Origin of the sequence: Microbispora sitophila, assembly GCF_014892245.1 — a bacterium.
Lineage (GTDB): Bacteria > Actinomycetota > Actinomycetes > Streptosporangiales > Streptosporangiaceae > Microbispora > Microbispora siamensis.
Genome location: NZ_JADBGC010000012.1, coordinates 207,684 through 220,574 on the forward strand (window position 1 = coordinate 207,684; position 12,891 = coordinate 220,574).

Annotated in this window: 11 protein-coding genes; all 11 read right to left on the bottom strand. The window is 72.6% G+C overall.

Features of this window, described 5'->3' with window-relative positions; translation table 11 throughout:
* Positions 1-12: 12 nt before the first annotated feature.
* The 11 genes from IL992_RS23160 to IL992_RS23210 all read right to left on the bottom strand — a co-directional run bounded on the left by IL992_RS23160 (position 13) and on the right by IL992_RS23210 (position 12,817).
* Positions 13-1,290 (bottom strand): NtaA/DmoA family FMN-dependent monooxygenase, encoded by a 1,278-nt coding sequence (locus tag IL992_RS23160; RefSeq protein ID WP_193205459.1) that lies wholly within the window; start codon positions 1,288-1,290, stop codon positions 13-15.
* A gap of 15 nt (positions 1,291-1,305) precedes the next feature.
* Positions 1,306-2,535, bottom strand: a complete 1,230-nt coding sequence (locus tag IL992_RS23165; protein WP_193205460.1) for an acyl-CoA dehydrogenase family protein — start codon at positions 2,533-2,535, stop codon at positions 1,306-1,308.
* Between the two features lie 507 nt (positions 2,536-3,042).
* A complete protein-coding gene (locus IL992_RS23170; protein ID WP_193205461.1) occupies positions 3,043-3,990 on the bottom strand; it encodes an LLM class flavin-dependent oxidoreductase in 948 nt (315 codons plus the stop codon).
* Positions 3,987-4,859, bottom strand: a complete 873-nt coding sequence (locus IL992_RS23175; protein ID WP_193205462.1) for a sulfurtransferase — start codon at positions 4,857-4,859, stop codon at positions 3,987-3,989. The genes IL992_RS23170 and IL992_RS23175 overlap by 4 nt, the downstream gene beginning before the upstream one ends.
* A gap of 3 nt (positions 4,860-4,862) precedes the next feature.
* Positions 4,863-5,249 carry a TIGR03618 family F420-dependent PPOX class oxidoreductase gene (locus IL992_RS23180; protein WP_193205463.1) on the bottom strand — a complete coding sequence of 129 codons (387 nt, stop codon included), beginning with the start codon at positions 5,247-5,249 and terminating at the stop codon, positions 4,863-4,865.
* Positions 5,242-6,270, bottom strand: coding sequence for an LLM class flavin-dependent oxidoreductase (locus tag IL992_RS23185; RefSeq protein ID WP_193205464.1), 1,029 nt, complete (start codon positions 6,268-6,270; stop codon positions 5,242-5,244). The genes IL992_RS23180 and IL992_RS23185 overlap by 8 nt, the downstream gene beginning before the upstream one ends.
* Positions 6,261-7,907: a dipeptide ABC transporter ATP-binding protein gene (locus IL992_RS23190; protein WP_193205465.1), complete on the bottom strand. Its 1,647-nt coding sequence runs from the start codon at positions 7,905-7,907 to the stop codon at positions 6,261-6,263. Before IL992_RS23190 ends, IL992_RS23185 begins: the two co-directional genes overlap by 10 nt.
* Positions 7,904-8,725, bottom strand: coding sequence for an ABC transporter permease (locus tag IL992_RS23195; RefSeq protein WP_193205466.1), 822 nt, complete (start codon positions 8,723-8,725; stop codon positions 7,904-7,906). The genes IL992_RS23190 and IL992_RS23195 overlap by 4 nt, the downstream gene beginning before the upstream one ends.
* Entirely contained in the window at positions 8,722-9,675 is a 954-nt protein-coding gene (locus IL992_RS23200) for an ABC transporter permease (RefSeq protein WP_193205467.1), read from the bottom strand. The genes IL992_RS23195 and IL992_RS23200 overlap by 4 nt, the downstream gene beginning before the upstream one ends.
* Positions 9,676-9,709: 34 nt before the next feature.
* Positions 9,710-11,281, bottom strand: a complete 1,572-nt coding sequence (locus IL992_RS23205; RefSeq protein ID WP_193205468.1) for an ABC transporter substrate-binding protein — start codon at positions 11,279-11,281, stop codon at positions 9,710-9,712.
* Between the two features lie 117 nt (positions 11,282-11,398).
* Complete coding sequence (locus tag IL992_RS23210; protein ID WP_193205469.1) at positions 11,399-12,817, bottom strand: MFS transporter; 1,419 nt, start codon at positions 12,815-12,817, stop codon at positions 11,399-11,401.
* Between the last annotated feature and the right edge of the window lie 74 nt (positions 12,818-12,891).

Here is a 12,891-nt window from a genome sequence, read left to right on the forward strand (position 1 = left end):
TGCCGGCGGGGCTCAGGCCGAGGCGGCCCGGAAATGCCCGCGGAGAGTGTCGGTCGTGTATTCGTGCCGGAAGAGGCCGCGCTTGCGCAGGAGCGGGACGACTTCGTCGGCGATCACTTCGAGGCCGTCGGCGAGGACGTCGGGCTGGAGGTTGAACCCGTCGACCGCGCCCGACCGATACCAGTCCTCGATGTGGTCCACGAGCTGCTCGGGCGTGCCGACGAACCCGCTGTGCCCCGACCCGGTGTACCTGGTCTGCCGCAGGTACTCGCGTACGGTCGGATCGGTCGCGCGGATCTGCTCGTGGATGGACTGCCGGAAGCCGATGCTGCCTCCCGAGGAGGCGGGATCGACGATCGCGGCGAGGACCTCCTCGGGGAACTTCGCGTCGAGGTCGAGCCGCGAGACGTCGTATCCGATCGCCTGCGAGAGCCACTGGACCGAGTAGGACGCCGGGCCGAGGTCGTGGAGCTCGTCGCTGCGGCGCCTGGCCTCCTCCTCCGTGCTGCCGAGGCTGAGCAGGAGCCCGGGGAGGATCTTGACGGAGTCGGGCGAGCGGCCCGCGTCGGCGGCGTGCCGCTTCACCTCGCGGTAGTGCGTGATCGCCCCCTCCTTGGTGAGCTCGGCGGCGAACACCCCTTCGGCCCGCCTGCCGGCGAGCGCCCGCCCCTTGGGCGAGCCGCCGGCCTGGAGCAGCACCGGGTGGCCCTGCTTGGACGGGGGCACCCGGAGCCGTCCCTCGAGGTCGAAGAACTCGCCGTGGTGGCGTACCTCCTCGCCGGTCCGCGCCGACTCCCACAGCGCGAGGACGAGGTCGACGAACTCCGCCGCCCGGTCGTACCTGTCGTCACGCGCGGGGATCTCCGGGAGGCCGAAGTTGCGGGCGGCCGACGCGTCACGCGTCGTGACGATGTTCCATCCGGCCCGCCCGCCGGACAGGTAGTCGAGGGACAGCAGGCGCTGGGCCAGGTCGAAGGGATCGTTCAGGGTGGTCGATGCGGTGGCGATCAGGCCGACGCGCTCGGTCGCCGCGGCGACGTGACTCCAGTTGACCGTCGGCTCCAGACGGCCGGCGTTGGCGTCGTAGGACGGGTTCCCGAGCGCCGGCGCGTCGGCCAGGAAGACGGCGTCCAGGGTGGCCCGCTCGGCCACCCGGCCGATCGTCTTCCAGTAGTCGCCGTCGACGAAGGAGTCCTTGTTGAGGAGGTCTGACTGCCATGCGGCCGGCAGGTAGCCCAGCACCAGGACGTTGACCCCGAGGATGACGTGACCCGTGCGTACGTCGGACATCGATGACCCTTTCGTCTACTCGCTCTGACCGGCGGAGATCGCGTAGACCTTGGCCGGGTCGGCGTCGTTCACGTGCCAGTCGCCCAGGATGCGTTCCTTGTAGACGCGCGGGTTGTGCGAGGCGAGGGTGCGGGCGTTGCGCCAGTGCCGGTCGAGCAGCAGGTCCTCGGAGACACCGGAGGAGCCCAGGGCGTCGAACACGATGGTCGTGGCCCGCAGCGCCGCCTCGATGATCACCAGTTGGGCGCGCGTGGTGGCGACGTTCCCGTCGAGAAGCGCCCGCTTCACCGCCTTCTCGTCGCCGGCGATGCGGGCGTGGGCGATCTCGTCAAGCGTGGCGGTCGAGGCCGACAGCGCGGCCTGCGCGCCGAACGCGTCGGCGGACACCTTGCCGACGACCTGCAGCAACTGGGGGTCGTCAGCGGCGCTCGGGGCGAGGCCGTGCCCGTAGTTGCGCTTACGCGCCTTCAGCGCCGCGATGCCGTCGCGCAGCGTCGCCTGCGTGATGCCGGCGAGGATCGCCAGCAGCGCGGTCTGGTAGAAGAGCCCCTGGTAGGCGAAACGATCGGTGGCGGGGAAGAGGTGGTCGCTCTCCACCCGGGCCCGCGAGTAGTTCGCGCTGCCGCTCGCCGTGGTCTTCTGGCCGAATCCCCTCCAGTCGTCCACCAGGCTCACACCGGGCTGGTCCGCCTTCACGAGCGCCGTGGTGGGCACCCCGTCGGGGTTGACGGCGAGCACGTCCAGCCAGTCGGCGTACAGGCTGCCGGTCGCGTAGTACTTCGCCCCGGTCAGGAGCCAGTGGTCGTCCTCGGGGACGAGCTTCGTCTGGATGTTGGCGTACGTCCCGTTGTTGGCCTCGGTCCACCCGCCGCCGACGAACTCGCCGTCGAGGAACCTCTCGATCCAGGCGTCCGTCGCCGTCGAACGCGGGGCGTTCAGCCGGTCCTCGGCGAACGCCAGGTGGTTGCGCCACACATGGGCGACGTTCGGGTCGGCGGCGCCGAGCTCACGCAGCAGGTCGAAGGTCTGCCACAGCGACGCGCCGAACCCGCCCAGCTCTCTGGGGATGCGGACGGCGCCGAAGCGCGCGTCGATCAGCCATCTGACCTGCTCGTGCGGGAAGATCCGCCCCTTCTCGCGCTCCAGGTTGCCCTCGGCGATCTTCTCGAAGACCGGGCGGAACCGCTCGCGCAGCTCCTCGATGTCCGCGGTCGCATGCCGAAGCGAAGACGTAGAACCAGACATGTGCCATCTTTCGTGTCGGAGGCCGGGCAGCCGTGTACGGCCCGGGCCTCTCCGGTGTCACGGAGTAGTGGTCGCCCCGATCAGGCGGAAGCCGCAGGGCAGGGCGGAACGGTCGAGGTCGGCCCGGCGGCGTCCGGACGTCGTCGTCGGGACGTGTCGGCGGGCGCGAAGCCTCGTTGGGGGTGGGGAAGCGTGCCGGGAGCCGGATGGGATCGGCCCGGCCGGGACATGCGGCTGCCGGACGCCGCGGTGGTGCGGTGCGGTGACGCGACGGCCGTCAGCGACAGCGGTTGCTGGTCACGCGCATGTAGTCGACCACGCGGCGGACAGTCAGGGCGACAGATCCGGACATACCCATAATTTCCTACATGCTTTGTCGGTTTAGCAACCATGTCTCGCGTATCGAGACGATCTCGACGTCGGGGACCTCGATGCGGCCGGCATGCGAAAGGCCGGCGTGCCCCGCACGGGCACGCCGGCCGCCTCCGCTCACGCCGGCACGATCTCCTACGTCGTGCGGCCCTCCCCGGGCGCCGTCTCGGCGCCGGTGCGGTCGGAGCCGACGAGCTCGGGGTCGAGCTTCGCGGCCCGCTCGCGCACCTGCGGGATGATCTCCCGGGCGAATAACTCCTGCTCACGCACGGTCGGCAGGGCGAGCAGCAGGGTGGTGAAGCCCGCCGCGACGATGCCGGTGAGCTGGTCCACCACCGCGGGGACGCCGCCGGTGACGAACTCCGGGGTCGGCGGCCTGGAGGGATCGACGAGGACCCGGACGTTGCAGGCGCACGTGATCGAGTCGGGGTCGCGCCCGGCGTCCCGCGCCGCCCGGCGTACGGCGCGGCGCATGGCGACGGCCTGGGCCAGGGAGATCCGCCCGAGCGAGGGCAGCCAGCCGTCGGCCAGCTCCCCGGTGAGCGCCAGCGAGCGCGGGCCGTAGGAGCCGAGCCAGATCGGGATGGGCCGCCGGGGAGCCGGCGCGATGACCGCGTCCCGGACCGTGTAGTGGTCGCCCTGGAACGAGACCGGCTCCCCCGTCCACAGCCCGCGGATGATCTCGATCGCCTCGCGCAACGCCGCGACCTTCTGTCCCGGACTGCGCCCGGCGAGCCCGAACGCGGCGAACTCGTGGTCGAAGCCGCCGCCTCCGAGGCCGAGGACGAGCCGCCCGCCCGACAGCCGGTCGACCGTCTCGGCGGTCTTGGCCACGACGGGGGGCTCGCGGTAGGGCAGCCCGAGCACGTTGGTGCCGACCTCGATGGTCCTGGTGCGGGCGGCGATCCAGGACAGCGCGGTCAGCGGCTCCAGGCTGGGGCGCTCGCCGTGCAGGTGGTCGCTCAGGGTGAACAGGTCGTAGCCCAGCTCGTCCGCGCTCTGCGCGAGGTCGAGCGTCTGCCCGGCCGACAGGCCGCCGACGGCCCCTCCCGCGCCGAAGCGCAGCCGGTTGCGCGCACTCATGCCCGTGCCTCCTCCTGGTCGTGGGGCCACGGCCGGTCCCCCCGTACGACGGGCCGCTGCGGGTCCGCCGACCAGGCGGACCAGGAGCCCGGGTAAAGCGCTGCCGCGCCGGCGCCGATGAGCTCGAGCGCCAGCAGGTCATGGCAGGCGGTCACGCCGCTGCCGCAGTAGACGGCCACCTCGGTGTCGCCGTCCACGCCGAGCTCCCGGTAGCGCAGCCGAAGGCGCTCCGGCGGCAGGAAGACGCCGTCCGCCGTCAGGTTCCCCGCCCAGGGAGCGCTGACCGCGCCGGGGATGTGGCCCGCGCGGGGCTCGCCGGGCAGCACGTCGACGCCCGCGTAGCGGCCCGGCGCCCGGGCGTCGAGCACCACCCCGGACCCGGAGAAGGCCATGCGCTCCACCTGAGCGGCGGACAGGAACATCCCCTCCGGCCACGGCAGAGCCTTCCGGGTGACCGGGGGCCGGACCACCTCGCCGCGCTCCAGCGGGGTCCACCCGGTCAGGCCGCCGTCGAGCAGGGCCGCTGGGAAACCGAGGCGGCGCAGCAGCCACACCAGCCGCGCGGCGTAGGAGCCGCCGTTGTCGTCGTAGGCGACGACGACGTCGTCCTCGCCGATGCCGAGGGCGCCGAGCGCGCGGGCGAAGTCCTCGGCGGACGGGATGGGATGCCGGCCCCCGGTCCGGGTGGGCGGGCCGGACAGCGCGGTGTCCACGTCGACCCAGACGGCGCCCGGGAGGTGACCCCGGAGGTAGGCGTCGCGACCGCTGCGGCCGTCCAGATACCAGCGCACGTCCGCCGGCACGGCCTCCGGGTGGCTCCGCACCCATGCGGCGTCGACCAGGGGCGGGACGGAGACGGGTGTGGGCAACACTCAGTCCTTCCTGTGAATGTGGTTCGGTCGCAGCCGCAGCAGCACGCGCTCTCCTTCGGCGGCCCGCGGCGTTGGATCGCCCGTCCACTTCTCGAACGTGGTGCGCGCCAGGCGCAGGGCGCTCTCGCCGTTCTCGACGGCGACGACGACGGCGCGCACCTCGATGTAGCGGCGCGGGTTGGCGGAGTCGAGGAGCAGCAGGCCGACGCGCGGGTCCGCGACGATGTTGCGGTACTTCTGCCGCGTGGTGTTGGTGCCGACCAGCAGGTGGTCCCGGTCGGCGTGCGGCCAGACCAGGCTGCTCTGCGGTTCCCCGCCCGGCATGAGCGTGGTGAACAGCGCGAGCGTGCGGGCCATGGCCAGCTCCCGTACGTCGTCGTCAAGCACGCGCGGCCTCCGGCGCCTCCGCCACCTGCGGGAGGACCTCGGAGGCGATCAGCTCCGTGGCCCGCTGCACCTCGGCGTGGGGAATGCCGCCCAGGTCGACGGCCAGCAGGTGCAGGTCGTGCCCCCACGCCTCGCGCAGCCGCCCCAGCTTGTCCACCACCTCCGCCGGGCTGCCGCACAGAGCGGGCCCGTCCTCCCCCACGTACTCGTCGAACCCCAGGCGCCGGTGCGCGTGCGGCGCGCTGAGGTAGTTGGCGATGTGGTCGCGCCAGAGCGCCCGCGCCTGCTGGGAGGTCCTGGCGACGAAGGCGTGGCTGGCGGCGCCGAGCCGGCCGGGCGCCTCCGTACGGCCCCGCTCGCGCCACAGCGCGCGGTAGGCGTCGAACACGGGCACGAAGTCGGCGGGCGGACGGGCGGTGGTGCCGATCACCATCGGCAGCCCGTTGTCCACCGCGAGATGCACGGACTCCAGCCCGGTCCCGCCGCTGATCCACAGTGGCGGCCGCTCCTGCAGCAGGCGGGGCTGCAGGCGGACCTCGTGCAGCGGGGGCCGGAAGCGGCCCGTCCAGCTCACCCGATCCTCGGTCCACAGCCGCAGGAGCAGCTCGACGTTCTCCCGCTTGCGTGCGGCCTTGCTCTCCGGCTCCTGGCCGAAGACCGCGTACGGCTCGGGAAAGAACGAGCCCCCGGCGATGAGTTCCAGACGGCCGTCGGAGAGCAGGTCGAGCAGGGCGTAGTCCTCGGCGACGAGCACCGGATCCCGGTTGGCCACCAGGGTGGTTCCGGTCGCGAGCCGGATGGAGGAGGTGCGCTCGGCGATCGCGGCCAGGACCACGACGGGCGAAGGGATCACGTCCCGCTCGCCGAAGTGGTGCTCCCCCACGGTGTACCAGGCGAAGCCGAGCTCCTCGGCGGCGACCGCGGCCCGTACGACGTCGCGCAGCCGTTCCCGCTGGGACAGCCGTGCCCCCGTGTGCGGGTCCGGCAGCAGGCTGCCGAAGGTGATGAGACCTAACTCCATTGGGGTTCCTCCGTCTGTGTCCGGAAACCGGGGATCGCGGCGAGCAGCTCCCTGGTGTAGGGGTGCCGCGGGCTGGTGAAGACCTGCTCCGTGTCGCCCTGTTCCACGATCCGGCCGCCGCGCATGACCGCGATGCTGTGGCTGACCTGGCGCACAACGGCCAGGTCGTGGGAGATGAACAGATAGCTCAGGCCACGCTCACGCTGCAGCCTGGCCAGCAGCTCCAGGATCTGGGCCTGCACGGTCACGTCGAGGGCGGAGACCGGTTCGTCGCACACCAGCAGGTCCGGGTTCAGCGAGAGGGCGCGGGCGATGGCGACGCGCTGCCGCTGGCCGCCGGACAGCTCCCCGGCCCGGCGCCGGGCGAGCGAGGTGGGCAGGGCGACGTCGTCCAGCAGCGCGCGTACGGTCGCCGCCCGCCCGGCCGGGTCGCCCACTCCGTAGTTGCGCATCGGCTCGGTCAGCAGGTCCTCGACCGTGAAACGGGGATGAAGCGAGGCGTAGGGGTTCTGGTAGACGAGCTGGACCCGGCGCCGCAGCCGCCGCAGCGCCTCGCCTCGGACGGCGGTGACGTCCTCGCCGGCGAAGCGCACGCTGCCCGCCGTCGGCCGTTCCAGGCCCAGGATCATCCTGGCCGTGGTCGTCTTGCCCGACCCGGACTCGCCGACCAGGCCGAGCGTGGTCCCCTTGGGAATGTCGAAGTCCACGCCCTCCACCGCGTTCCTGGTGCCTCGCCGCCGGAGCGGGCCGCTGCGCACCGGGAAGCTCTTGCCGAGCCCGCGGACGCTGAGCAGCACGGCCGCCTCCGTCGGGGCGGGCGCGGGGCGCCTGCCCGTCAGCGCGGGAACGTCGGCCAGCAACCGCCTGGTGTAGGGATCGCGGGGATCGGTCCTGATCCGCCTGGCCGGACCGGCCTCGACCGCCCTGCCCCCCGACATCACCACGACGTGCTGGGCGCGGTCGGCGACGACGCCCAGGTCGTGGGTGATGAGCAGCATCGCGGCTCCCGTCGTGGCGACGACGTGGTCGAGGTGGTCGAGGATGCGCCGCTGGACCGTGACGTCGAGGGCGGAGGTCGGCTCGTCGGCGATCAGCAGGTGCGGCCGCGCCGCCATGGCGACCGCGATGAGCACCCGCTGCCGCATGCCTCCCGACAGCTCGTGCGGATACTGGCGGGCCGTGGTCGCGGCGTCGCGCAGTCCGGCCTCGGCGAGCAGTTCCACCGCCCGCGCCCGCGCCCGCGCCGGGGTCGCCAGCCGGTGCACCCGCAGCACCGCCGCCACCTGCCTGCCCACGGGCTGGACGGGATCGAGCGCGGTCGCCGGATCCTGCGGGATCAGCGCGATACGGCGCCCGCGAAGGCCCCGCCAGCCCTTCTCGGAGAGTCCGGTCAGCTCTTCGCCCTGGAAGCGGACGCTGCCCGACTCGATCACGCCTCCTTCCGGAAGCAGCCCGACGAGCGCGTGCGCGGCGGTGGTCTTGCCCGAACCGGACTCGCCCACCACGGCGGTGATCTGGCCGGGGTGAACGTCCAGGTCGAGCCCGTCCAGTGCGGTGGCCCGGCCCGCGGGCGTACGGTAGGACACGCGCAGGCCCCTGACGACCAGCAGTGGATCCTGCTGGGACGGTTCTGTCACGGCGTGCTCCTGTCGGTCTCCAGGACGCGCGACAGCCGGTTGGCGGCCAGCACGACCACGGCGACGGTGAGGCCGGGCAGCGTGGTCAGCCACCACGCGGACGCGAGGTAGTCGCGTCCTCCCGCGATCAGCGCCCCCCACTCCGGCGCGGGGGGCGGCTGGCCGTAGCCGAGGAAGCTCAGGGACGAGACGGCGAGCACGACCAGCCCGAAGTCCAGCGCGGCCAGCGCGAGCACCGGCCCCGCGGCCGACGGCAGCACGTAGCGCAGCAGGATCCGCCACCAGCGGGCGCCGCACAGCACGGCCGCCTCCACGTAGGCGGCCGTACGCACGCGCAGGACCTCGGCGCGCATCACCCGCGCGAAGCCCGCGACACTCACCGCTCCGACCGCGATCGCGATGTTGAGCGTGCCGAACCCCAGCGCGCTGATGATCAGCAGGGACAGCAGCACGGGCGGGATGGACAGCGCCACCTCCACGACGCGCATGATCGCGGTCTCCGCCCAGCCGCCGAAGAACCCGGCGAACAGGCCGAGGGCGCCTCCCGCCAGCAGGGCGACGCCGATCGCGGAAACCGCCGCGCGCAGCGACGGAGACGCACCGTGGACGACCCGCGCGTACACGTCACGGCCGAGCTGGTCGGTGCCGAAGAGGTGGTCGGCGCTCGGCGGCAGCAGCCGCTGCGTGGTGATCCCTTCGATGGGGCCGCGCCCGGTGAACAGGCCTGGCACCAGCGTCCAGCCGAGCACGACCAGCAGCACCAGGATCGACAGCACCGCTCCCGGATGCGCGGCGGAGTAACGGGCCACGCGGGTCATGCCTCCGCCCGCCTTCCCGTGATGCGGATCCGCGGGTCGAGCACCGGGTAGAGGAGGTCGACCGCCAGGTTGACGGCGGCGAACGCGACCGAGGCGACCACCACGACGCCCTGCACCACAGGGAGGTCCTGGGTCGCGACCGCGAACTGGGTGACCCGCCCGACACCCGGGCGGGAGAAGACGGTCTCGACCACGACCGCGCCGCCGATCAGGTTGCCGGCGAGCAGGCCGACCACGGTCACCGCCGGGAGGGCGGCGTTGCGTAGCCCGTGCCCGAGCAGCAGCCTGGCGGGGCCCGCGCCGGTGGCCCGGATCGTGTCCGCGTACGGCTCGCGCAGCGTGGCGTGCAGGCTCTTGCCCAGCATCTGGGCCACCATCGCGGTGCCGGGGACGGCCAGCGTGAAGGCGGGCAGCACGGCGGAGGCGAGCCCGGAGCCGCCGAGCGACGGGAACAGCGGCCAGCGCAGGGACAGCAGTTGGATGAGCGCCAGGCCGACCCAGAACGACGGCAGCGAGATGCTCAGCGAGGGCACCGAGCGCAGCGCCTGCCGCGCGAAGCGCGACCCGGGGAGGTTGCCGAGGACGCCGAGCGCCGTCCCCGCCGAGAGCGACAGGGCCAGGGCGATCGTGCCGATCTGCAGCGTGGGGGGCAGCGCCTCGGCGATCATTTCGGAGACCGGGCGGCCCGTCTGGATCGACCGGCCGAAGTCGCCGCGCACGGCGGCGCCCAGCGCGGACAGGTACTGCCCCCAGACGGGGCGGTCAAGGCCGAGCTCGGCCCGCACCCGGGCGACCTCCTCGGCGGAGACGGCCTCGAAGCCGTTGCGCCCGCTCAGCATGAGCGCGACCGGGTCTCCGGGGAGCAGCCGCAGGACGACGAAGGCGACGGTGAACGCGGCCCAGACGACCAGCAGTGCCTGCAGCAGCCGCCCGGCCAGGTAGCGGACCATCACGCGCCGCCTTGCGGCGTCGCGAATGCGCCGGTCACGACGCGAGCCGGGCGTCGTGCAGGTCGAGCCGGGTCGACGCGTCGGTCTCCAGGTCCTTCACCGCGTCCGAGACGCCGTGGACCAGAGCGTTCTCGTACAGTGGGACGGTGTCGGCGTGGTCGAGGATCCACTCGGCCGCCTTGGCGACGGCCTCACGGCGCTTCCCCTCGTCCGTGGCCGCCGCCTGCTGCTCCAGGTAGTCGTCCAGCTTGCTCGGCGGCAGGTGCCAGAGGTTGGAGCCCTTCGAGTAGAAGATGTTGCGCAGCACGTCGGGATCGGCGCGGGTGACGGCGACCGCGGTGATGTCGAACTTCCCGGCCTGCTGCTGCTCGACGTACTTGGTCGGCGGCACCGCGTTCAGCTTCACGTCCACGCCGACCTTGCGCAGTTGCTGCTGGACGTACTCGTCCACCGGCGGCATCGGAGCGGGGATCAGCCAGTTCAGGGTCAGCGGCTTGCCGTCCTTCACCCTGATCCCGTCCGGGCCCGGCCGCCAGCCGGCCTCGTCGAGCAGTTCGGCCGCCCGGGCCGGGTCGTAGCGCAGCTTGTCGCTCTGGTCGACGTACAGGGGCGTGATACTGGCCAGGACCCCGGTGGCGGGCGTGAACCTCGGGCCGAGGACGGTGTCGACGAGGTCGGCGCGGTCGACGGCGAGCAGCAACGCCTGCCGCACCCGCTGGTCGGCCAGGACGCCGGCGTGGTTGAGCGACAGCGGCGGCACCAGACCGGGAACCCGCGTGACGAGCAGGTGGAATCCGTCCTTGGCGAAGGAGTCCTGGTCGGCGGGCTGCACGTTCTCCGCGACCTGGACCTGCCCGGAGCGCAGGGCGGTGGTCCTGGCGCCGGCCTCGGGGACGAACACGAACCTGACCTCGGCGAGACTCGCCTCGCCCCGCACCGTGGCGAGCGAGGACGGCCACGAGTAGCCGGTACGCCGCTTGAGCACGACCTCCTGGTTGGAGGTGTAGTGGTCCAGCACGTAGGGCCCGGAGCCGACGAAATGGCCGCGGCAGCGGTCGGCGAGCGGTGTCCCGGCGGTCACCGGGGACAGGATGCCGAGCCCCGCCCCCGACGTGGCCTGCAGGAACTGCGCGTTCGGCGAGTCGAAGTCCACGTGCAGGCGATGGGCGTCGACCACCGTGGTGCCCTGGTAGCCGCGCAGGTAACTCGCCGCGCCGTTGGCCGGGAGCGTGGCCAGGCGATCGAAGCTGGCCTTGACCGCCTCGGCGTCCAGCGGGGTGCCGTCGCTGAAGGTGACGCCCTCGCGCAGGGTGAACGTGAACTGGCGGGCGTCGTCGGAGGCCGAGAACTCCGAGGCCAGCCAGGGCACGATCTTCCCGGTACGCGGGTCCTGGTCGGTCAGTGTGTCGACGAGCGACCTGCTGATGTCGAGCGCGACGAGCTGGCCGGTCTGCTGCGGATCCAGGCAGGCGGGGTCGGCCGGCATCGCCACGACCAGCGTGGCGCCCGCGCTGGAGGCGTTCGTTCCGGTTTCCGCCGCGCAGGCGGCGAGCAGCCCGTTCAGGGCGAGAAGGGCGAGGGCGAGGGGTTTGCGACGAGGGGACATCCGGTGGCTCTTTCCGCAAGAAGCGGGACGGCCGCGACGGCGGCGGCGACTCCCGAGAAAGTTCGCAGTACGTATAGTTCGCACTGCGGCCAAGTTAGCAAGCCGCGGCGATAACCGTCAAACAGACTCGGGAATAGGGGAAATTGTCCGCCGTACGGCCAGGGGCGACACCGCGACCCCTGCGACCGCCACCACCGCACCCAGCCAGAACAGCAGGGAGAAGGCGGAGTCGGGCACGGCGGCGGTGCGGCCGGAGGTGGTGGACGCGATCACGGCGGCGGCGAGCTGACTGCCGATGACACTTCCCACGGTGCGGGCGATGTTGTTGATGCCGTTGGCGGTCCCGGTCCGGGCCAGGGGCACGATGTCGGCGATCAGCTTGGGCAGCGCCCCCATGACGAGCCCGGAGCCCGCCCCCACGACCGCGTAGAACACCGAATGCTGCCAGTACGAGGTGTGGCCGAGCGCCATCAGCGCCGCTCCCACGGCGAACAGCGCGAACCCGCACGCCAGCGGCCCTCGCGGACCGAGGGACGCCGAGATGCGGCCGACGGCCGCACCGGCCGGGACGATGGCCAGCATGCCCGGGAGCATCAGGAGACCGGCCACGGTGACCGAGGCGCCGAAGCCGGCGCCGTCCGTTCCGGGCCGCTGCTGGGCGAACAGGGGCATCCCCAGGTAGAAGAAGTACGACCCGGCCCCGAACACCAGGGCGGCGGCATGCGTGGCCAGCATCGGCCGGTCGGTCAGCTCGCCGACGTCGATGAGCGCGTGGGCCCTGCCGCGTTCGACCGCGACGAGCGCGGCCGCGAGCAGCGCACCGAGGACGAACAGGCCGAGCACCCGCGCCGACGTCCAGCCCCAGGAGGGGCCCTGCGTGAGCGCGAGCAGCACCGCGACGAGACCGAGGCCCAGCAGCGCGGCTCCGAGCAGGTCGAGCCTGCCGGAGGCGTCGGGGCGGCGGGCGGGCACGTACCGCCAGACCATCACCAGGCTGAGCAGCGCCAGCAGCGCACCGAGAACGAACAGATACCGCCAGGACAGGTGGTCGGCCAGCAGCCCGCCGACGACCAGGCCGGCCCCGCCGCCCGCTCCGACGATGCCGGAGACCAGCCCCATCGCAAACGGCAGGCGTTCCCGCGGCAGCGCCTCACGGAGGATCGCCATGGACAGCGGGACCACCGCCAGCGCCGCGCCCTGGACGACGCGTGCGGCGATGAGCTGGCCGATGTTCTGGGCCGCCGCCGCGCCGGCCATGCCCGCCGCGTACGCGATGAGCACCCCCAGCATCACTCGCCGCCTGCCGTGCATGTCCCCCAGCCGGCCCAGGAGCGGGGTCAGCACCGCGCTGGAGAGCAGGAAGGCGCTGAGGATCCAGGCCGACCAGGCGGGCGTCGTCCGCAGTTCCCTGGCGAGCAGGCCCAGGGCGGGGACCACCACCGTCTGCATCAGGGCGTATCCGAAAACCGCAGTGCCGAGCGCGACCAGCAAACCGGTGCCTTTCGCGGCGGGGCTCGTCGTGTCACCCGTGCTCACGAAGCCTCCTTAGTTCGTAGTGCAAACAGTTCGTAGCACGCACAAATTAGTTGGCAGTACGAACCGATGTCAAC